Source organism: Paenibacillus sp. FSL E2-0190, assembly GCF_037992965.1.
GTDB classification, from domain to species: domain Bacteria; phylum Bacillota; class Bacilli; order Paenibacillales; family Paenibacillaceae; genus Paenibacillus_AQ; species Paenibacillus_AQ odorifer.
The window spans coordinates 4,718,065-4,737,505 of the sequence record NZ_CP150306.1 but is presented as its reverse complement, the minus strand read 5'-3'; the positions used below and the strand labels follow the sequence as shown (position 1 = coordinate 4,737,505).

Sequence of the window (19,441 nt, the reverse complement as noted above, 5' to 3'; positions counted from 1 at the left end):
GGACTATTGTATGAATCCAAAACCGAATATAGTTAATCTCCCTGTCTACAAACCAGGGAAACCTATAGACGAAGTCAAGAAGGAGCTTGGCTTAAGTGAGGTTATTAAGCTTGCATCCAATGAGAACCCGTATGGAGCTTCACCGAGTGCAAAAGAAGCAATTCTAGCAGAACTTGAGAATCTTTATCTTTATCCGGACGGCTCAGCCGTTGAATTGACTTCAGCACTTTCCAGCCGTCTTGGCGTGAATAACGACAATATTATTTTTGGCTGTGGCTCAGATGAGATTATTGCACTTATTGCTCGTGCCTTTTTCTTACCGGGTGATGAGACAATCATGGCGGACCAAACCTTCTCCGTGTATAAGAGTAACGCAGACATCGAAAGTGCGGTATCTATTGAGGTGCCACTTGTAAAAGGTACACATGATCTGGATGGGATGCTGGCCCGTATAACGGACCGCACTAAGGTTATCTGGATCTGTAATCCGAATAACCCAACAGGTACGATTGTTCCAGAGGAAGCTTTGGTTTCTTTCCTGGATGCTGTGCCTTCCAATGTAATGGTTGTCCTTGATGAGGCATACTGTGAGTATGTAACAGATCTTTCATACTCCAATGGTATCCAGTTACTGACTCGTTACAAGAATCTGGTTGTGCTTCGCACATTCTCCAAAATTTATGGCTTAGCTGCATTGCGTATTGGATACGGTGTTGCGAGTCCTGAGATCATTTCGTTGATCAACAAGGTACGTGAGCCTTTTAATACCTCACGACTTGCTCAAGCTGCAGCTCTTGCTGCTTTGAATGATCAAGATTACGTACAGGAATGCCGTCGTCTTAATAGCGCGGGTATTGTCCAATTGCAAGGTGAATTCAAACGTCTGGGTCTAGAATCCTTCCCGGCACACGGGAACTTCATCATGGTAGATGTTCGTAAGCCTGCTACAGAGGTCTTTGATGCTTTGATGCGTAAAGGAATCATCGTAAGAGCGGGTCATCAGGTTTATCCGACTTATATTCGGGTTACTGTAGGCTCGGCTGAGCAGAATACAGCTTTTATCACCGCGCTGGAACAAACTCTTATAGAGAGTGGAGTACGCGCTTAGTAATAACAGCAAGTCAAGACTAAAGAAGGCAGGTAGTTCAAAGAACATGACGACAAAAATAGCAATATTCGGTGTCGGTCTGATCGGAGGCTCACTGGCCCTTTGCTTTAAAGGCAAGGAGGGCCTGACCGTCGTTGGCCATGCCCACCGTCCTGAATCCGCGAGTAAGTATATTAGCAGAGGTGTGGTCGATAGTGCCACATTGTCTGTGGAGGAAGCGGCAATCGATGCCGATTTCATTTTTTTATGTGTGCCGGTGGGTATGCTAGAGGATTATTTGCAGCAGTTAAGCAAATTGCCGCTCAAGCCCGGCTGCATCATTACAGATGTTGGAAGTACGAAAGCTAGTATTGCCGCATGCGCGGTCTCTTTGGATATTCCTGGAGTACATTTTATCGGCGGTCACCCTATGGCAGGATCAGAGCGTTCAGGTGTTGAGGCAGCTTCATCGCTGTTGTTTGAGAATGCCTATTACGTATTAACGCCTCCACCGGGAGTGCCAGACGAGGCTTATCATGCGTTGGAGTCCTTACTCCACCTTACTAGAGCGCAGATTGTACGCCTTAATCCAGAACGTCATGATGAGATTGTAGGCGCCATTAGTCATTTGCCACATATTATTGCCGTTGCGCTGGTAAATCAGATTAAAGCTTATGATGATACTGACTCCTTGTATAGTACGTTAGCTGCAGGGGGCTTTCGGGATATTACACGGATTGCGTCCAGTGATCCAATTATTTGGCGTGATATCTTGTTAAACAATCGTTCAGTGATGCTTCGTTTATTGAAGGATTGGAACGAGGAAGTTTCTTCTTTTGTTCGTTTGCTGGAAAGTGAAGATGGTGTAGGGATTGAAGAGGCATTTCATGAAGCCAATGGCTTCCGTAGTCAATTGCCTGAACGGCGTAAAGGTATGATAGCACCTTTATTTGACCTACATATTGATGTACCGGATCATCCGGGGATTATCGGTCGTATTGCTACAGAGCTGGGGGATCAAGGAATTAACCTTAGCAACGTACAAATTATCGAAAGCCGTGAAGATGTTCCGGGGATTATGCGTCTCTCTTTCCGTCAGGAGAACGATATGGAGCGGGCGAAGATCCTGTTGCAGCATCATGATTATACGGTATACGTGTAGTATTAAGGTTAGTTCGGGTTCATTTTTAAATCATAAAAAACAGTAAAATAGCGATTCTCATGTGAATAGAGAATCGCTATTTTTTTGTTTTTTGGGTTATTGGTTGCTTATTTCAACATGCCGTCAGTATCGTCATCGGCATCGGTACCACCATAAGTACCAGTATAAGTACCAGTATAAGTACCAGTATAAGTACCAGTATAAGTACCACCTAGTACTTACGGACCCTAATGACGTTATTTGCTCGTTTTTTGCCTTTGAAGCAGTCTTTCGGACTCCACAGACGCTATTTCACATAAAGAGGCTTATATTGGGTGTTTTTCGTGCCAATAGCTACTATGCGGTCCGTTAGCATCCCAAATGTGGATTAATGCTGCGTTTAAGGTCAACTGTGTCCGATAGCGTCTTCGTACAAGCTAAATGTTTTTTGATCAACGAAGCAAAGAAAGGAGTGCCGCAAAATGCTTCCGGATTAATACCCGAAGACTCTAATTTAGGTTTGGTTTGTTGCAACTGTTCCCCAACTCGCTTTCTTCATTTCGATCAGTATTTCTTCCAAGAAATTCTCTGGTACTTGAGTTTGTTTCTTCGTAACTAGCTTGGCTACCTACAAAACGATTTCTTGCTGCTCCTAGACCGACAATAAAGAGTAAGACCGAAGCTCCAAGCAGTATGAAAAGTGGCACGTTCCAACTATTTGTCGTGTCATGCAAATATCCTATAAGGGCAGGACCAATTGCGGCAAGCAGATATCCGATCGATTGCGCCATACCAGACAGTTCCGCTGCTTGATGCGCATTTTTAGTACGTAAACCGAAAAACATCATGGACAAGCTAAAGGCACAGCCTCCACCAATTCCGAGTATGATGATCCACAACAGAATGATGTTGGAGCTTCCGTAAAGCAGTCCGAGCGTTCCCGTCAAAAGCAAAATGGTTGTAATGAACACTAACGAACGTTGATTTGACATTCGCCCTGCAATAACGGGGACAATAAAGGTAAATGGAAGCAGTGCTAACTGCATTATTGAGAGGTACCATCCTGATTGGCTTGAGTCAATGCCTTGCTGTTTTAAAATTTCAGGCAACCATGCGATCAGCACATAGAAAATCATAGACTGCATCCCCATAAACAAGGTTACTTGCCAGGCAAGAGGGGAACGCCAAACATTCACATCATTGCCGGTCATCTGTTGACTCGTCGAGGCTGTTTGCTTCGTACGCTTCCTTAATTGAGGCAACCAGCAGAGGATCGATACAAAGCTTAGGATCCCCCAAATTCCCAATGCACCCTGCCATTTTAAACCTGCGTTTGCAGCTAGCGGTACACTGATTCCCGAGGCGATCGCTCCAGATAAACTCATTGAAATTGCAAATACACCAGTCATGGCACCGATTTTATTAGGGAAATCACGTTTGATTAAACTTGGCATTAATACATTACAAACGGCAATTGCAAATCCAAGAATTGCAGTTCCAATATACAGATTTGCAGCCCCAGATAAAGAACGTATTACAATTCCAACAGTCAAAAAGATCAGGGCAAACAAAATTAAAAGTTCAACTCCATACCTACGTCCTAGTTTTGGTACTAGAGGCGATAATAAAGCAAAGGTAAGTAAAGGTACCGTTGTGATCAAGCCTGCTAAAGTATTGGAAATATGAACGTCATCCCTTATGAGACCCACTAAAGGACCGACCGAGGTTAAGGGAGCACGTAAATTTGCGGCAATAATAATAATGCCGAGTAGTAGCAGCCCTAAAGATGATGGTACGAATTTTTTATTCGGCATTCTTCATTTTCCCTCCCAGAATTAATGCGTACTAATATCCGCGCGGACAATGAAAGTATAGTATAGTATATTAAATTTAACAATAAGTATTTTAAAGTTTACTTTATTGAGATGGTTCTATAACTTGAAATGCTTATAATAGATAAAAAAATACAACTCAGAGTTTCCATTTAGAATGGAATACTGAGTTGCATGTAATAGGTGAAATTTTCGACTTTTAGAAACCATATTTTAAGGAGATATGGAGCACTGTTTCGCTATTCGTATGATTGGTATAAGAGTGAGGGCGATCTGCACGAAAACTGATCGTATCATATTGATTTAATGTGTACATTTCTCCATCGACTCGTATTTCAATGGAACCAGTCATTACTGTCGCAATTTCAGTTGTATTCACATGATGACCTTCAGGGTGATACGAACTATTTGGCTGTAAGTAAGCCCGACACATTTCAATATCGTTGCTTACATTTTTAAAGACGGGTTCTATGATCCAATTCTTTTGATCATTAGAAAACCGGAGACCTTCGCCTGCTCGATACAAACTAACAGGGTCTTCAGATTTGAACAAAGCTAATAGGGGCAAAGATATGCCTTTTGAAATTTTCCATATTATCGCCAAAGTTGGGTTTGTCTCGCCACGTTCGATATTCCCCAGAGTAAGTTTACTTACGCCCGTTAATTCCGCTAAGTCGTCTAAGCTCATGTTTTTTTCTTTTCTGTACTTTTTCAAGGCACCGCCGATTTGTAGTACCAGTTGTTTTGATTCATCGATTTCATCCATTTCAAATTCACCTCAACAAATAACTTTATAGCTAGTATATTGTTTATCCTGACTCTTTTCCATACGATTAGGATTAGAGGGTGGATTACACACGCAGCTAAACAAAATCTGACGTCTATGTAACGACCCGTAGGTTTATCACCGTCCCCGGTTTAATCCTTTATTTTTGCAAAAGGAGGGATACCAATGGGGTGAGCGCAGAGGAGTCTATATTTGTAGGTGATCATCCAATGAATGACGTACAAGCGAGCCGTAACGCAGGGCTGCAAGCCATTGGGAAACGTAATGAGCAGATATCTCTTCAAGTGGACGTAGACGGGGTAATAGATGATTGTGGGGATTTGTGGAAGCTAATTCGCTCGCTATAGTAAAAATAATCTAATATAGATCATCTAAAAAAAGGTAGAGCGCTTTCAGGACAAAAAAAGACCGCTTACAAAGTAAGCGGCTACAGTTCACAATAAATTGGAACCGTTAAGTATTGGATAGGAGTGGAGAGAAACCATACTGTACTTTTATTATATGTATACGTTTACATTTTGTCAACAGTTTTTAAAAATTGATAAATGTGTTATTTTTAAAGCCGGATTCTAAGTCAGAAATCCAATGTCGGGTCTTGCTGGCGAGTCGACCTATCTAAAGTCTATTAATGTCATCCTATGAGAATATGTGGTACAATAGAGCAGGTATGTTTCTAGATTCGTTTCTATATTTATGTAAAATTAGAAGTATGCCTTATTTCTTTTTGTCTTCTTCATATACATCATGCCTTAATTATCGGGTAGTTGAATATACATAGGTGTATTTCATAAAAAAACTAAAAATTTGCAGTAACACCGCAACTTTTAAAGCCCAAACCGGTATAATAAGTACGGACCGGATGGGAAAAGACGTGCAAGGGCGAGGAGGGCCAATCTCACCATGACGGATTCCCAGTTGATCCAGCAAATCAAACAAGGAAACACGGAATTATATTCAGAATTAATGCGTCGTTATCAACGTAAAATACTAGCATTTGTATATCATATGCTTAGAAATTCACATATGGAGCTTATCGCAGAGGACCTTTGTTCGGAGACCTTCTACAAGGCATTTCGTAGCTTGCATTCCTTTCGAGAGGTAGATGCTTCATTCTCAACATGGCTGTACACTATCGCCCGCAACACTGTTCTAAGTGAGCTTCGCAAGAACCGTGCCGGTAATGTATCTCTGGAAGAGAGTGGATATACACCAGTAGCACCGTTTGAAGTTGCACCCGAGCAGGCTGCATTGCGCAATGAACGGATGAATTTGGTCCGTGAGGCGATAAATAATCTTCCCGAAAAACAACGCTCTGCACTTATCCTACGTGAATATGATCAAATGGACTATCAAGAAATCGCAGAAATTTTAGATCAGAGTGTAAGCTCAGTGAAATCATTATTGTTTCGTGCCAGGAGTAGTGTGAAGCTTCAACTCGAATCCTATTTCAATGAGCCTGAAGTTGAAGAGCAGGTTGAGAGGGTGTAAGGCGAATGAATTGCAGGGAAGCGCAAGAATGTATTCCGCTCTTGTGGGACGCTCCCCCCACACATCCTAGGCGGATTTTACTTGAAAGACATATTGAAACTTGTCCTTACTGCGCTGCAGAATGGGCTCTATGGCAAGAGAGCAGCCTGCTTATGCAAGATTTGAGGGAAGAGATCAGTGAAGAGCGTGCTGAAGCCATAAATGTTAAGGTCATGGAGCGGATTTATTTAGAGAGTCCATGGTTGATGCCCGGTGACGGGAAATCTGCTGGGACCTCTGCTATTGTTCGCCATCGGCTTAGCTTATGGATCGCATGCTTTCTGGCAATATTTCTGTCCAGCGTTCTTTATTTTACGATGTTCAGAACTCCAGGTGATGCAGTTGTTGCTCAGAGTGGAATTGTGGAGACAGGTGTCGCTGGATCCTCGATGGAATGGCAATCAACGTATCCAATTTTGGGCTCTGAAGGTGGGATCATTGAACCCCTTGTAGTAAGTATGGGACCCACTCATCCTCAATACTGGATGATGTTATCAATGTTAGGTGTAGGCTTTGCAGTATTTTCATTAACTAGGCTGAATCGTTATCGCCGATCATAGAGGGTTATTAGACGTATGTCTTTGCTTCCGTTGTTTATAATATTCAGAACATTGAATGAGTCCCTTTACTTAATGTAATGAGGGGCTTTTTGCATTGTAAAACTCATAAAAAGAAGACTTTTTATTTCATCCATGTTACATTAAGAGACAAATACTTTGCTGAAAAGGGGGAGGCAACATGCTAATCGGCTTGATACGCCATGGATTGACGGACTGGAACGCGATAGGGAAAATACAGGGACAAAGTGATATTCCACTTAATGATGAAGGACGGATGCAAGCTGCAATGCTTGCTGACCGCTTATTACAGGAACCGTACAGCTGGGACTGCTGCGTTACTAGTAATCTTTCCCGCGCTGCTGAGACCGGTAAGATTATTGCTGACAAGTTAGGGATTCCGCTATTAGAACCTGATCAGCGTATCCGGGAACGTGCTTATGGGCAGGTAGAGGGGCTTACTGCCGCAGAACGTGAAGAGAAGTGGGGTAAGGAATGGAGCCAGCTCTCCCTCGGTCAAGAAACCGACGAACAGCTTCAGGCTCGGGCTCTTGCTTTTATGGAAGATATTTCTGCATTGCATCCCAATCGGAATATACTCGTCATATCCCATGGAGGATTTCTTGCTCAGCTGTATACTGCTCTTTACAAGGATAAGTATTCTGAACGAATTGGCAATCTATCCTTGACGATTCTGGAGAAGAAAGAGCGGGAATGGAACCCTATTTTATATAATTGTACTCGCCATATCCTGCAAAATCAGCATTAACCCGGGCTTCGGGTTATTTTTTTTGCAATAAAGGGAATAAAATAGGCAGTATTCCCCATAATGGTAGTAAAACGGTGAGGCGATAAAACATGAATCTGGCGGATATGCTTACTTATGCAGATATTGGACAGCTGACCGCCATAGCGGGCCGCTACCGGTGTGAATGCAAACAGAATTCCAAACACGACTTGATCCAAAGTATTTTGATTATGCTTGGAAGCAGAAGTTTTATGGAGTCTCATATCCGGGAATGCGCTCCGGAGGATTTACGGTTTTTGAATACATTGCTTTTTGATGAACGCACCTACTTTAGTCTTGAGGATTTATTGGCTGTGGCAAGGCAAGCATCTTTTGATGCACCTGAAGGAAAAACTGGAGGTTTCCGGGAGATGGTCTCACGCTTCAAAAGTGGAGGCTGGCTCTTTAGTGGTTCCTCGCAGCAGACCAGATATTTGTACCAGGTACCCAAAGATTTAAAAGAGCGTTTTCGGGAGACGATGAGTGCACATATCAAAGAGAGCATCGCAACTAGCCCTGAACCTGTGATGTATCGCAGTGAAGGAGAATTAATGATCAGTGATCTGGTAATGCTGCTGAGATATATTAAGGACAATGAGCCAGAACTGAATCAGGAAGGGGCAATGTATAGGCGTTATCAGCAAGGTGTGATGAACGCGCTTCATATTCCGGAGGAGCTTCTTAGCAAAGGCGGTTGGAGGTTTGGTTATGGGAGAGCTTGTGAGCATTATCCTCCAAGATTTGCGCTTTTGTATGACTATATTCGTCACCGCCGTTGGATCTCTGAGGAAGGCTTCCGGCTAAGGCTTACTGCGACCGGTGAGGCTGTGTTAAACGATGGAAAATGTGATTCGTTGATGCAGATATTCTCTTTTTGGTTAAGACTATATAAAGGGGCTGTGCCAAATCTACCTTCACTTGTGTATTGGATAAGCATCAGCGCCGGCAATTGGGTGACAGTACCTTCTTTAGTGGATGGTGTGGGGTGGCTAATTAAACCGTTTTATTATGACAGTGCTGCTTCTATTCTAGAGCAACGTATAATACGGATGATGGTGCACCTAGGCATGCTTAAACTGGGCGAGACTTCTGGTGGACTCGCTGTGATGATGACACCATGGGGGATAGAGACAGCCGTGCCTAAGTATCTTCGGTAGAGGTGCGCGTGCGAATGCTTATGGGGATTACATATGCAGAAGTAGGAATCCGTTATTGTTGCTGATGGGTACAATAGAGGAAGTGTTGAGCGGAATGGGCGAATATGTAGAACGAAGACAGGATTGATGAATATGCTTTAGTAGGTGCCGATTCTCTTGAAACCGAAAACATAATCATCTTGATGGATATCAAAATATCAAATAACAAGAAAAAAGGATCTCTTAAACAGCGGAGGTGTATCGAATGGACAAAATGAAGGCTACGTATGAAGTGATGCTAGGACTTGCGGCAGAAATGGTGTGGGATGAAGCGCTGCGAAAGCGTCGCTCCGACATCTTGCACCGTGAGATTGACACGGCGCTGGCTACCGGAGATGAGATGGCTTTCCGAAATCTTACTGAGGAACTTAAAAGTTTGGCATAAAGAAATGCGCTTAGCGCATTTCTTTTTTTGCTTATAATCTACTCAATTTGCTTAATCGAACGAAAATATAAAATCTAAATCTGGACGTTCCTCCTCCTCCTTCAATATAATGGGTTCTATAACTTCAGGAAGCTTTGCGAAAGTACGGAAAAATTAACAATTATACATAGGGAGATGAATGGGAATGAAATTCAGCGATTTTGAAGTGGACACTTGGGAAGAAAATCAAAAATTCTATGATACATGTCTCATACCTTTTACAGGATTAAGTGGACTTGAGAGTCCTCCTGAGACCGTTCAGGCACTCGAAAGATTACGTAATTTCATGGATATGGTGGAAATACCGTTCAAAGGGCGGATCGTGACTTACCCAGCCATTCAGTACGCTGGAGAGGGCTATGTGAATTTAATTAATGAGATTTGCCAAAAAGTCAAATCCAGTGGTTTCCAGCATGTAGTGGTGTTGACAGCGGATGTTCCTCTCCAAGAAAGCCAAATCTATGAAAGCGATTTAGTTCTCTCTCTGCCTATCATTGAGGCTTCTCAAGAAGGGAGGAATAACAGTGAAATTAGTATGAAAATTCAAGACATGTGGCGGGGATGAACTCCTTATAAATGTGACAGAAAATCAACAATTATAGGTTGAAACCGCTTTTTAGCCTGTCACAAATTAGACAATATTCTTGACGGGTTTTGGAGCCTAAGCTATTATTAGGTTGAATCCAAATGGTATGTGATGTATTTCATTGAAAAGATTTGAAAACGGATTATTTATATTGAGACATCTCTGATCGGACACCACAGATACTTTCTTATATCTTGAGAAGGGGGTTATATAACAGTATGAGCAGCCATAATGAACAACAGGAGACATGGCCTGAACAACCACCCAGCCGTAAAGAGATGTCGCGCAGGCAATTTTTGACCTACACGCTTGGTGGCGCCACTGCTTTTATGGGGGCGGGTACAATTCTCCCCATGGTCCGTTTTGTCGTGGATCCGATATTACATAAGAAGGGTGCTGGAGATTTTATCAAGGTTGCTGAGATAAGCAAAATCACCGAAGAGCCCCAGGAATTTACTTTTGAATTGAAACAGAAGGACGGATGGTACGACAGTACAGCGACACTCACTGCGTGGATCCGGAAAGACGCGAAGGGTGATATTTATGCGCTTTCACCGATTTGTAAACATTTGGGATGTACGGTCGGGTGGAACAACGATAAAGCTCATCCGGACGAATATCACTGCCCTTGCCACGGTGCACGTTATACAAAGCTTGGCAAAAATCTCGAAGTTGCTCCTAAGCCGCTTGACCAGTATAAAACGAAATTCGATAACGGGTGGGTGCTTTTGGGAGACATTGTGCCAAATACAGTAGCTCGTGAGGAGGCGTAGTTCTGATGTTTAAAAATGTCTATAACTGGATTGACGAACGTCTGGATGTTACGCCGATTTGGAGAGACGTGGCCGATCACGAGGTTCCTGAGCATGTTAATCCGGCCCATCATTTCTCTGCGTTCGTGTATTGCTTTGGCGGACTGACCTTTTTTATTACAGTCATTCAGATTTTATCAGGTATGTTCTTAACGATGTATTATGTTCCGGACATTATTAATGCTTATGCTAGTGTTGAGTATTTGCAGACAAGTGTTGCATTTGGACAGATTGTCCGCGGGATGCATCACTGGGGCGCAAGTCTAGTAATTGTTATGATGTTCCTTCATACAATGCGCGTCTTCTTTACAGGCTCTTACAAAGCGCCGCGCGAGATGAACTGGGTAGTTGGAATGCTGATTTTCTTCGTAATGTTGGGACTTGGTTTAACAGGTTACTTGTTGCCTTGGGATAATAAAGCTTATTTCGCAACAAAGGTAACTCTTGAAATAGCCAATTCTGTTCCAGTGATGGGGCCGGTGCTGAAGGAACTGATGCAAGGTGGAACGATTGTTGGTGCCGAAACCTTAACTCGTTTTTTCGCATTACATGTATTCTTCCTCCCAGCGGTGCTTCTTAGTCTGCTCGTAGGACACTTTATTATGATCCGCAGACAAGGGATTTCCGGACCGTTGTAAGTTAATCTGAGAGAGGAGGAATACGGATGGCGCATGGAAACAATTCTAAGGAAAAGGTTGTATATGTCGGTGATTCCAGAGTTCGCAGAGGGAACGGATTTATCACACCTCCGGACTACACGGCTTACCCCGGCAAATCGGAAGCCTTTATCCCTAACTTTCTACTGAAGGAATGGATGGTCGGAGTCGTTGTACTTGTAGGAATATTAGTCCTTACTATTTCAGAGCCAGCTCCGCTAGGGTTTCCAGCAAATGCTAGTGCTACGGTTATCCCGATTCCTGACTGGTATTTCTTGTTCCTCTATCAGTATTTGAAGCTCCCATATGCTTCGGGCGATTATATCGTTCTGGGTACACTAGGAGTTACTGGTGTAGCTTTTGGTTCACTTCTGTTGGCTCCTTTTCTGGATACGGGTAGAGAGCGTCGCTTTTACCGTAGGCCGATTGCTTCATCTTTAATGTTCTTGTCACTTGCAGCAATTGTTTATTTGACCAATACAGCCTGGACTGAATACAAACATGAAATGGCTGAAACGGGTCAGATTCCTGAAGATGTTCAAAGGGAAGAAAAGGCGGCGGAGAACAGGGCTAAGGGTCTTCCGACCTCCAGTGCCGTTAAGCCAAAAGAAGTAGCGATTGTGGACAAGGATGATCCTGCTATGGGGCTCTTCAAGCAAGCCACTTGTATCTCCTGTCACGCAGCGGATTTGAAAGGGGCGGGCGGACCTTCACTTCGTGGAGTTGGAGACACTCATGACAAAGAAGCAATCCTTACTATTATAAAAGAGGGTCAAGGGCAGATGCCGAAAATGTACGATACCGCCTTGGGAGCAGGTCTATCAGAAGCGGATATTGATACCTTGGCCGGCTGGCTTGCCAAACAAAAAAGCGAACAGTAAAATAATGATAACGCAACCTGATCGTGCATGCGGTCAGGTTTTTGTATGTCTAAATGCAAAGTGCCATTACTTGGGGAGGTTAATAATCTGTATGCCAGTTCATTGGTTTAACAAACTGTTTAAGAACCGGGGAATTATTTGGTTGTTATTTATCGTAAATTTCCTGGGTACAATTTATGGTTACATATGGTATGGCAATCAACTGGAGTTCACTGCGGCTAATTATCCACACTGGCTGCTTCCATTTGTTCCGGATAGTCCAACCGCAAGTTTGTTTTTTACCTTGGCTCTGTTGCTGATGCTCTTCCCTCCAAAAAGCTACACAGGAAACAATGTAAGGGAACTTATTGAGGCTTTGGCGGTCGTTACGTCAGTGAAGTACGGGATATGGGCAGTGAGTATTATTTTTGCCGGGGGTTATCACGGTGATGTTTTGGTTTGGAAAGATTGGATGCTGGTAATCTCCCATACGGGGATGGCAGTTGAAGCATTGATTTATGCAAGGTTTTTTTCTTTCCGCAAAATGATTCCATTAGCCCTGCTTTGGACACTCGCCAACGATATGCTGGATTATTCTTACGGAATCTATCCGTGGTTACCTTCTGTTTTGAACGATTATGTTATACAGGTACAGTACTTTACAATGGCGCTTACGCTGCTTAGTGTTGCAGCTGCTTGGTTGTTTAGTAGAAGACAAAGACCGGTAGAGTCAATCTATCAGTTCAAGAATAGACGTTAGTAAGCAGTTCTATCCCTTGTCCCCCTGCCATACATTTAGAATTATAAGAAGTATAAGTTTTATACTATGCTTTATCCTTATAATTTTACGAGAAACGAATATCGTCTTTAAAAGACGACAACGTCGTTTCTTCTTAAGTAGGAGGGGGATGTCTCATGCTCCGCGGGAGATATTATGTAGTGGTTGTTCTAGTATTCTGCTGGCTGCTGTCCAGTATGGATGTTGTAAAGGCTTCAGCAGCGCTAGGGGATGCTGGTGAAGGGTCTGGCAAAGCTTCGAAGCAAAGCGCCGACGTTAGTTCGGGCAACGGTTTGGCAGTAATGAGCGGAAAGACTGGAGCGCAGCAGCTGGAACAAGCTGCTGAGGCATTGTATGGGAATGTTTTGGAAGGAGATGTAATGAAGGTCCGACAGGAGACCGAAGCGATCTCCAAGATCTTTGTGTCCTCATCCTTTGAAGGAATGACCTCTGTGGAGGGTATTAATGCATTGTCAGGGGTCATTATGGACCTGAAGGCTACCGTGGCAGGAGCGAAAATAAATCCACAGCAATGGGAAGCGGCAGCCGCCAAGCTACGTCTAGCTGCCAACAGTCTTAATCATCCGCGCCAGCCTATTTGGCTTCAGTACTACAAGCTGATTCGTGAGGATCTAAATGCGATGGAGCAAAGTGCGGTTGCGAATGATATGGCGGGCTGGAAAACAGCTCTGGAAAGACTGCAGGGCAGGTATGATAACATCCGGCCGGCAGTGATTGTCTCCCGCCAGCCTGAAGTTGTGAATGCTTTTGATTCCTGGCTCTCATATGCGGCCGGCATTCCTTCGTCCTCACAAAAGGTTGAACGTGCCCGCCTGCTTGAAATTGTATCTTATGGTCAGGATGCGGTAAGAGTAATGTTCGGAAAAGAGAAGGATGAACCTGCTTTGTCCTTGCCGCTGGCATCGCAAGAATTTGGGATTTGGGGAGGGTTAGCCGCAAGCTTCATTATAGCTGCGTTAGCCTATGTAGCCTATCGCAAGTATCGTGGTCAGAATCAGAATTGGAAGCCGATTCCGTAGGATGAAATTATAAACAGCAAAAAGGAGTGTGGGCTTGAAATGGCCTACACTCCTTTTTATTTAGGTTTCTCGAAAGCCTTCTCCATGTACGTCGTGTACATCACTAATAATTACGAAGGCGCGTGGATCAACGGATTTGACCAGCAGACTTAGCCGGCGGATTTCTTGCCTTGAGACTACACAGTACACCATATATTTGGCTTGCTTGGAATAAGCACCAATGGCAGGGATGAGGGTTACACCACGGTCCATTTCGGCTGTAATCAGATCGGCAATTTGTGGTGCTTCATCACTGATAATTGTAAATGCCTTGGCAGCATAGGCGCCTTCTTGGATAAAATCTATAACTCGTGATGAGATAAAAACTGCGACGAGTGTGTAAAGTATTTTTTCTTTAGGAATGTAGAGGATGGAAGAGCCAATAATAATAATGTCGATGGCCAAAATAATCTGCCCCATGCTCCAACCAAAATTCCGTCCCAGAATTCTTGCGACAATATCTACACCACCTGTTGTACCCCCAAAACGGAATACAAGCCCAAGCCCCGTTCCAAGCGTTACTCCTGCATACAGTGCCGCAAGAATAAAGTCGTGTTCGGTACTGAAGGGGATAATCCATCCCGCAGTAATCATTCGTTCGAAAACCCACAGGAAAAAGGTCAATGCCCCAATCCCTACACCTGTATACACAATTTGCCGCCCGCCTAGAACTTTCCAGCCTAGCAGAAACAAAGGAAGATTGATCAGCAGTGTGGATAAAAAGATGGGAATACTAAAGGCATAATTAAGGAGAAGTGTGATCCCGGTTACGCCGCCTTCCATCAACTGATTAGGAATGATGAAATACAGTAGCCCGAAGGCATATACTGCGGCTCCGAGCAAGATGGGAGCGACTGTCTTGCTGATTGTAATTACCTTTTTTGAATTCATGAAATCCCTCGTTAGGCCTTTTGTAGGCAGTTTTTCTTTTCCTATAATAAGTATACCTTTTCTTGCGTGTGTTAAAATATTCAAAAAAGATTGTCTTCAAAACGTCTTTACGATAACATAGGGGCAAACAGAAGGCAAGATATACAGAGGGGGAGAAGTTACATTTTATGGACAAAAGTCTTGGTGACATACAGCGTGAAGTAGACGCTTATATATCGCAGTTTAAGGAAGGGTACTTCAGTCCACTCTCTATGCTGGCCCGCATGTCCGAGGAAGTCGGAGAACTGGCTAGAGAGGTCAATCATGAGTTCGGCGAGAAGCCTAAGAAGTCTGATGAAGCTGAGAATTCCATTGAACTTGAACTGGGAGATATTCTGTTTATTACCGTTTGTTTTGCAAATTCTCTCGGGATAGACCTGACGGAAGCGCATAATAAGGTAATGCATAAATTTAATACCCGTGATGCGGGACGTTGGACGCCGAAAGACACCGATTAGGCCTCTATAACATATGCTGTACCAAACGAACGGGATTTAGCCGTGAGGATGGTGTGTATATGGATCATAAGGATTATGTAAGAGAGGCCTACCGCTCGATATTGCGCAGTGACTTTGCCGAAGCTATTGTTTGCTTCGAGTCTGCAATTGCAGCAAGCCCTGCTGATGCCGAGGTTAGATATCGTTGTTCCATAACGTATGCCCGCAGTGGTATGCTAGATAAAGCTTTAGTTCATGCTCAGGCTGCTGTAAAGCTGGACACCAGCAAACCTGAGTATAGTCTGCATCTGCAGCATTTGCAGGCTATGATGCATGTACAAGAAGCCAAACGGTTGATAGAAGATGAAGATAACAAAACTCGCAACCCTTATCATCCGATTACACTGCTCAAAGAGGCTATTACCCTTGATCCATTATATGGGGATGCTTATGTATGGCTTGCTATCGCGCATAGCCGAGTGAATGAACATTTACAAGCTATGACTGCCTTAAAAGAAGTGATTTCGTTACATCCGGATGATTCTGGCTTGCGGGAATTGATGAGAGACCTTCAGAAATCCATACAATCGTATATGCAATAACTATATAACTAGTGAGAGCGAGGATGGAAAAAATATGAATAACAAGATCAGGGTCGTTGTATCCGGCGCAGGCGGAAGAATGGGTAAAGAGGTTGTTAAACTTGTATTGCAGGACGAAGAGCTGGAGTTAGCAGCAGCAGTAGATCGTTCTTCGGGCGATATTGATGCAGGGCGTCTGGTAGGTCTGGAAGACTCAGGCGTTATTGTAACTTCTGATCTTGAGGCCGCCCTCGCGGGAAGCAACGGAGATGTCCTTGTCGATTTCACTACACCGCAGTCAGCGTATACGAATACAGCGCTAGCTATTAAGTACGGAGTGCGTCCGGTTATCGGTACAACCGGATTCACACCGGAGCAGATGGTGGAACTGGACAAGCAGTGTCAAGAACAGGGGATTGGCGGACTTATTGCTCCGAATTTCTCCATTGGAGCTATTCTATTGATGAAATTTGCGGCACAAGCTTCAAAGTACTTCCCGCATCTGGAAATTATAGAGTATCATGGTGACCAGAAACTGGATGCTCCATCCGGAACTGCGGTCAAAACCGCAGAGATGATTTCGGAAGTTCGTGAGGAACTTCGTCAAGGTAATCCTAAAGAGGAAGAAACCATTGAAGGTGCCCGTGGTGGTTACTATAACGGATTCCGGATACATAGTGTCCGTCTTCCTGGTGTGTTTGCTCAAGAAGAAGTGATTTTTGGTGGATTCGGACAATCCTTGAAGATTCGCCATGATTCTTATGAGCGTGCAGGATATATGCCAGGCGTTAAGATGGGTATTGAAAAGGTAATGGGATATACAGGCTTGATCTATGGATTCGAGCACTTTATAGAATAGACAGGAGAGAACACCATGTTAAAGATCGCATTTATTGCCCACGATCGTAAAAAAGATGAAATCGTAAATTTTGTATTAGCTTATGAACATGTATTTGAAGGTCATGAACTATTTTCTACAGGGACTACTGGCCAACGGATTATGGATGTAACTAACTTAAAAATTCATCGTTACATGTCTGGTCCATTAGGTGGAGATCAGCAAATCGGTGCCATGGTAGCACAGGATGAACTGGATCTTATTATTTTCATGCGGGATCCATTAATGGCGCAGCCACATGAACCTGATATTTCAGCTCTGCTTCGTCTGTGTGACGTATACGGGATACCGGTAGCTACGAATATTGCCACAGCGGAGGTTCTTGTGAAGGCGATTGATCGTGGTGATTTTGCTTGGCGTGCACTGGTTCACAAATACAAACCGGGTGTTGATGAATGAAGCTGGACATTCTTGTATTTGGTGCGCATGCAGATGATGCGGAGATTGGTATGGCAGGAACCATTGCGAAACATACCGCTGCGGGACTTAAGGTGGGACTTTGCGATTTAACAGCCGCGGAAATGTCATCGAACGGTACAGTAGAACTTCGCAAGCAAGAAGCGCAGCAAGCTGCAGACCTTCTCGGAGCATCCGTGCGGACAAACCTGGGTCTGCCAGATAGAGGGCTTTTTATTACAGCAGAGCATGTGGCGGCTGTGACTGCTGAAATTCGCCGCTTTTCTCCTACGATAGTTTTTGCTCCTTATTGGGAGGATCGTCATCCCGATCATATCGCCTGTAGCAAGCTGGTGGAAGAGGCTGTTTTTAATGCCAAGCTACGTAAATATATGCCGGACAAGCCGGCAATTCCTGCTTCACAGCTGTACTTCTATTTTATCAATGATTTAGGACGTACCGATCTTATTGTTGATGTTACTGAGCAATATGGCTTGAAGGAGCAGGCGTTGTCCTGCTATCGCTCGCAGTTCACCAAACCTCCGGGTGAGGATGCTGTATCCACACCGTTAACGGAAGGCTACATTGAACGAGTCCGTTCGAGAGATATGCTGCTTGGCCAGCGCAGGCTGATTCCTTATGCAGAAGGGTTTGCAACCAAGGTACCTCATACGGTGGAATTGTTTACTTAAGGAACGGATATAACGAAGTTTGTATGATAATATAATAAGCTGATTATGATTGATCCAGGAGCGCTTGGAATGAATACGCCATTGCGCTCCTGAGAGCTTTTTTTGAACAGCTTAGAGAAATGAAGTCCTGTGTGATTTTGAAAGAAACGGTGTTCGCTTCGCTTTTTTGAAAGCGGCCGACAAACAATAGATGATTCATTACACGAATCAATACTGGAGAAGAAGGAGACAGGAAGATGGATCGTATGCTAAAAATAGGAATTACCTGTTATCCGTCTCTTGGCGGTTCAGGCGTAGTTGCGACTGAATTAGGTAAACTCTTGGCCGAGAAGGGTCATGAAGTTCATTTTATTACACATAGTATCCCGTTCCGGTTGGGAACGTTTCAGAAAAATATTTTTTACCATGAGGTAGAAGTAAACGATTATTATGTATTCCGCTATCCTCCGTACGATCTAGCGCTTGCTACGAAGATGGCTCAGGTTGCCAAAATGCAAAATCTGGATCTTCTCCATGTTCACTATGCAGTGCCACACGCAGTGTGTGCTTTCCTTGCAAAGCAAATGCTTGGGAACGATATGAAGGTTGTAACCACTTTGCATGGTACGGATATAACGGTGCTTGGTCAGGATGAATCGCTTAAAGATTTGATTCGTCTGGGGATTAATGAAAGTGATGCCGTTACAGCGGTCTCTCAGGATCTTATTAGAGAAACACGGGACGTACTCGATATTACCCGCGACATTGATCTCACTTATAACTTCGTGGATCATCGGGTCTATTATCCGCGTGATGTAACGGATCTGCGGGGAGATTTCGCAGCGCCTGATGAGAAGATTCTGATGCATATCAGTAATTTCCGTCCTGTAAAAAGAGTCAGCGATGTTGTTGACGTTTTTGCAAAAGTGAATCGTGAACTGCCTTCACGCCTGCTGCTTGTAGGTGAAGGTCCGGATCTTCCCAAAATTCAAGCCAAAATTAGCGAAATGGGTCTGGAAGATAAAGTTCGTTTTCTGGGAAGGCAGGATGAAATCGCTCAGGTGATCTCTTTAGCTGATCTGCTTCTGCTACCTTCCGAGAAGGAAAGCTTTGGTCTGGTTGCTCTGGAAGCAATGGCTTGCGGCGTACCGACGATTGGCTCGCAAACCGGAGGCATCCCTGAGCTTATAGAGCATGGAAAGACTGGATTCCTTGCACCGATTGGCGATACAACGGCTATGGCTAAATATGCAGTTAAGCTCCTGTCGGATGAACGTATGGTGCAACAGTTCAGAGAAGCTTGTTTACAAACAGCCTGCAAAGATTTCTGTAAGGATTCGATAACGAAACAATATGAAGATATTTATTACCGGGTGCTGGGGCGCAAGGTACTTGGACTGGACCCAGTTCGGGGGTAAG

23 protein-coding genes are annotated in these 19,441 nt (G+C 43.9%); 20 read left to right on the top strand and 3 right to left on the bottom strand.

Going from position 1 to position 19,441, the window contains the following annotated elements; all coding sequences use genetic code 11:
• The first annotated feature begins 10 nt into the window (after positions 1 to 10).
• Both hisC and NST25_RS20905 read left to right on the top strand, forming a co-directional pair.
• Entirely contained in the window at positions 11 to 1,108 is a 1,098-nt protein-coding gene (gene hisC, locus NST25_RS20910; protein WP_076127634.1) for a histidinol-phosphate transaminase, read from the top strand.
• Between the two features lie 46 nt (positions 1,109 to 1,154).
• Positions 1,155 to 2,249, top strand: coding sequence for a prephenate dehydrogenase (locus NST25_RS20905; RefSeq protein WP_036676253.1), 1,095 nt, complete (start codon positions 1,155 to 1,157; stop codon positions 2,247 to 2,249).
• A 488-nt stretch (positions 2,250 to 2,737) separates the two neighbouring features.
• Here the strand turns inward: NST25_RS20905 and NST25_RS20900 are convergent, their stop codons facing one another.
• Positions 2,738 to 4,042 (bottom strand): MFS transporter, encoded by a 1,305-nt coding sequence (locus tag NST25_RS20900; protein ID WP_081383403.1) that lies wholly within the window; start codon positions 4,040 to 4,042, stop codon positions 2,738 to 2,740.
• A 217-nt stretch (positions 4,043 to 4,259) separates the two neighbouring features.
• On the bottom strand, positions 4,260 to 4,826 hold the full coding sequence (locus NST25_RS20895) for an XRE family transcriptional regulator (protein WP_038572428.1): 567 nt from the start codon (positions 4,824 to 4,826) through the stop codon (positions 4,260 to 4,262).
• A gap of 191 nt (positions 4,827 to 5,017) precedes the next feature.
• Here NST25_RS20895 and NST25_RS20890 point away from each other — a divergent pair, with 191 nt between their 5' ends.
• The 12 genes from NST25_RS20890 to NST25_RS20835 all read left to right on the top strand — a co-directional run bounded on the left by NST25_RS20890 (position 5,018) and on the right by NST25_RS20835 (position 14,070).
• The gene (locus NST25_RS20890; RefSeq protein WP_339187829.1) at positions 5,018 to 5,194 is read left to right on the top strand and encodes a hypothetical protein; all 177 of its coding nucleotides are present in this window, start codon (positions 5,018 to 5,020) and stop codon (positions 5,192 to 5,194) included.
• Positions 5,195 to 5,747: 553 nt separating this feature from the next.
• Positions 5,748 to 6,335, top strand: a complete 588-nt coding sequence (locus NST25_RS20885; protein WP_036676255.1) for a sigma-70 family RNA polymerase sigma factor — start codon at positions 5,748 to 5,750, stop codon at positions 6,333 to 6,335.
• 152 nt (positions 6,336 to 6,487) lie between these two features.
• The gene (locus tag NST25_RS20880; RefSeq protein ID WP_051490909.1) at positions 6,488 to 6,934 is read left to right on the top strand and encodes a hypothetical protein; all 447 of its coding nucleotides are present in this window, start codon (positions 6,488 to 6,490) and stop codon (positions 6,932 to 6,934) included.
• Between the two features lie 178 nt (positions 6,935 to 7,112).
• Positions 7,113 to 7,700, top strand: coding sequence for a histidine phosphatase family protein (locus NST25_RS20875; protein WP_076127520.1), 588 nt, complete (start codon positions 7,113 to 7,115; stop codon positions 7,698 to 7,700).
• An 89-nt stretch (positions 7,701 to 7,789) separates the two neighbouring features.
• A complete protein-coding gene (locus NST25_RS20870; RefSeq protein WP_076101463.1) occupies positions 7,790 to 8,875 on the top strand; it encodes a hypothetical protein in 1,086 nt (361 codons plus the stop codon).
• Between the two features lie 244 nt (positions 8,876 to 9,119).
• Positions 9,120 to 9,299, top strand: coding sequence for an IDEAL domain-containing protein (locus NST25_RS20865; protein ID WP_036676261.1), 180 nt, complete (start codon positions 9,120 to 9,122; stop codon positions 9,297 to 9,299).
• A gap of 184 nt (positions 9,300 to 9,483) precedes the next feature.
• Positions 9,484 to 9,903 (top strand): DUF2487 family protein, encoded by a 420-nt coding sequence (locus NST25_RS20860; RefSeq protein ID WP_076127523.1) that lies wholly within the window; start codon positions 9,484 to 9,486, stop codon positions 9,901 to 9,903.
• Positions 9,904 to 10,142: 239 nt separating this feature from the next.
• Entirely contained in the window at positions 10,143 to 10,697 is a 555-nt protein-coding gene (locus tag NST25_RS20855; RefSeq protein WP_076127525.1) for a ubiquinol-cytochrome c reductase iron-sulfur subunit, read from the top strand.
• A 5-nt stretch (positions 10,698 to 10,702) separates the two neighbouring features.
• Positions 10,703 to 11,374 (top strand): cytochrome b6, encoded by a 672-nt coding sequence (locus NST25_RS20850; protein ID WP_036676266.1) that lies wholly within the window; start codon positions 10,703 to 10,705, stop codon positions 11,372 to 11,374.
• Between the two features lie 26 nt (positions 11,375 to 11,400).
• Positions 11,401 to 12,273, top strand: coding sequence for a menaquinol-cytochrome c reductase cytochrome b/c subunit (locus NST25_RS20845; protein ID WP_076134674.1), 873 nt, complete (start codon positions 11,401 to 11,403; stop codon positions 12,271 to 12,273).
• A gap of 91 nt (positions 12,274 to 12,364) precedes the next feature.
• Entirely contained in the window at positions 12,365 to 13,012 is a 648-nt protein-coding gene (locus NST25_RS20840) for a DUF1405 domain-containing protein (protein ID WP_051490910.1), read from the top strand.
• 155 nt (positions 13,013 to 13,167) lie between these two features.
• Complete coding sequence (locus NST25_RS20835; RefSeq protein ID WP_340010728.1) at positions 13,168 to 14,070, top strand: sporulation protein YpjB; 903 nt, start codon at positions 13,168 to 13,170, stop codon at positions 14,068 to 14,070.
• A gap of 60 nt (positions 14,071 to 14,130) precedes the next feature.
• Here NST25_RS20835 and NST25_RS20830 read toward each other — a convergent pair whose 3' ends face one another.
• Entirely contained in the window at positions 14,131 to 15,000 is an 870-nt protein-coding gene (locus NST25_RS20830; RefSeq protein ID WP_076127532.1) for a YitT family protein, read from the bottom strand.
• A gap of 167 nt (positions 15,001 to 15,167) precedes the next feature.
• On the opposite strand from NST25_RS20830, the gene NST25_RS20825 reads away from it, so the two are divergent.
• The 6 genes from NST25_RS20825 (at position 15,168) to bshA (ending at position 19,440) form a co-directional block, all read left to right on the top strand.
• Positions 15,168 to 15,497, top strand: a complete 330-nt coding sequence (locus tag NST25_RS20825; RefSeq protein ID WP_036676271.1) for a nucleotide pyrophosphohydrolase — start codon at positions 15,168 to 15,170, stop codon at positions 15,495 to 15,497.
• Positions 15,498 to 15,556: 59 nt separating this feature from the next.
• The gene (locus NST25_RS20820; protein ID WP_036676272.1) at positions 15,557 to 16,078 is read left to right on the top strand and encodes a tetratricopeptide repeat protein; all 522 of its coding nucleotides are present in this window, start codon (positions 15,557 to 15,559) and stop codon (positions 16,076 to 16,078) included.
• Positions 16,079 to 16,112: 34 nt separating this feature from the next.
• Entirely contained in the window at positions 16,113 to 16,916 is an 804-nt protein-coding gene (dapB, locus tag NST25_RS20815) for a 4-hydroxy-tetrahydrodipicolinate reductase (RefSeq protein ID WP_036676273.1), read from the top strand.
• 15 nt (positions 16,917 to 16,931) lie between these two features.
• Positions 16,932 to 17,354, top strand: a complete 423-nt coding sequence (gene mgsA / locus NST25_RS20810; RefSeq protein WP_036676275.1) for a methylglyoxal synthase — start codon at positions 16,932 to 16,934, stop codon at positions 17,352 to 17,354.
• Positions 17,351 to 18,043 carry a bacillithiol biosynthesis deacetylase BshB1 gene (gene bshB1, locus NST25_RS20805; protein ID WP_340392401.1) on the top strand — a complete coding sequence of 231 codons (693 nt, stop codon included), beginning with the start codon at positions 17,351 to 17,353 and terminating at the stop codon, positions 18,041 to 18,043. The genes mgsA and bshB1 overlap by 4 nt, the downstream gene beginning before the upstream one ends.
• A 236-nt stretch (positions 18,044 to 18,279) precedes the next feature.
• Positions 18,280 to 19,440, top strand: coding sequence for an N-acetyl-alpha-D-glucosaminyl L-malate synthase BshA (gene bshA, locus NST25_RS20800; protein WP_036676278.1), 1,161 nt, complete (start codon positions 18,280 to 18,282; stop codon positions 19,438 to 19,440).
• Position 19,441 lies beyond the last annotated feature (1 nt).

What these genes read in the sequence shown, in the direction of transcription:
- hisC (WP_076127634.1), top strand. Translation starts at nt 11, where the DNA reads ATGAATCCAAAACCGAATATAGTTAATCTCCCTGTCTACAAACCAGGG.
- NST25_RS20905 (WP_036676253.1), top strand. Translation starts at nt 1,155, where the DNA reads ATGACGACAAAAATAGCAATATTCGGTGTCGGTCTGATCGGAGGCTCA.
- NST25_RS20900 (WP_081383403.1), bottom strand. Translation starts at nt 4,042, where the DNA reads ATGCCGAATAAAAAATTCGTACCATCATCTTTAGGGCTGCTACTACTC.
- NST25_RS20895 (WP_038572428.1), bottom strand. Translation starts at nt 4,826, where the DNA reads ATGGATGAAATCGATGAATCAAAACAACTGGTACTACAAATCGGCGGT.
- NST25_RS20885 (WP_036676255.1), top strand. Translation starts at nt 5,748, where the DNA reads ATGACGGATTCCCAGTTGATCCAGCAAATCAAACAAGGAAACACGGAA.
- NST25_RS20880 (WP_051490909.1), top strand. Translation starts at nt 6,488, where the DNA reads ATGCAAGATTTGAGGGAAGAGATCAGTGAAGAGCGTGCTGAAGCCATA.
- NST25_RS20875 (WP_076127520.1), top strand. Translation starts at nt 7,113, where the DNA reads ATGCTAATCGGCTTGATACGCCATGGATTGACGGACTGGAACGCGATA.
- NST25_RS20870 (WP_076101463.1), top strand. Translation starts at nt 7,790, where the DNA reads ATGAATCTGGCGGATATGCTTACTTATGCAGATATTGGACAGCTGACC.
- NST25_RS20865 (WP_036676261.1), top strand. Translation starts at nt 9,120, where the DNA reads ATGGACAAAATGAAGGCTACGTATGAAGTGATGCTAGGACTTGCGGCA.
- NST25_RS20860 (WP_076127523.1), top strand. Translation starts at nt 9,484, where the DNA reads ATGAAATTCAGCGATTTTGAAGTGGACACTTGGGAAGAAAATCAAAAA.
- NST25_RS20855 (WP_076127525.1), top strand. Translation starts at nt 10,143, where the DNA reads ATGAGCAGCCATAATGAACAACAGGAGACATGGCCTGAACAACCACCC.
- NST25_RS20850 (WP_036676266.1), top strand. Translation starts at nt 10,703, where the DNA reads ATGTTTAAAAATGTCTATAACTGGATTGACGAACGTCTGGATGTTACG.
- NST25_RS20845 (WP_076134674.1), top strand. Translation starts at nt 11,401, where the DNA reads ATGGCGCATGGAAACAATTCTAAGGAAAAGGTTGTATATGTCGGTGAT.
- NST25_RS20840 (WP_051490910.1), top strand. Translation starts at nt 12,365, where the DNA reads ATGCCAGTTCATTGGTTTAACAAACTGTTTAAGAACCGGGGAATTATT.
- NST25_RS20835 (WP_340010728.1), top strand. Translation starts at nt 13,168, where the DNA reads ATGCTCCGCGGGAGATATTATGTAGTGGTTGTTCTAGTATTCTGCTGG.
- NST25_RS20830 (WP_076127532.1), bottom strand. Translation starts at nt 15,000, where the DNA reads ATGAATTCAAAAAAGGTAATTACAATCAGCAAGACAGTCGCTCCCATC.
- NST25_RS20825 (WP_036676271.1), top strand. Translation starts at nt 15,168, where the DNA reads ATGGACAAAAGTCTTGGTGACATACAGCGTGAAGTAGACGCTTATATA.
- NST25_RS20820 (WP_036676272.1), top strand. Translation starts at nt 15,557, where the DNA reads ATGGATCATAAGGATTATGTAAGAGAGGCCTACCGCTCGATATTGCGC.
- dapB (WP_036676273.1), top strand. Translation starts at nt 16,113, where the DNA reads ATGAATAACAAGATCAGGGTCGTTGTATCCGGCGCAGGCGGAAGAATG.
- mgsA (WP_036676275.1), top strand. Translation starts at nt 16,932, where the DNA reads ATGTTAAAGATCGCATTTATTGCCCACGATCGTAAAAAAGATGAAATC.
- bshB1 (WP_340392401.1), top strand. Translation starts at nt 17,351, where the DNA reads ATGAAGCTGGACATTCTTGTATTTGGTGCGCATGCAGATGATGCGGAG.
- bshA (WP_036676278.1), top strand. Translation starts at nt 18,280, where the DNA reads ATGGATCGTATGCTAAAAATAGGAATTACCTGTTATCCGTCTCTTGGC.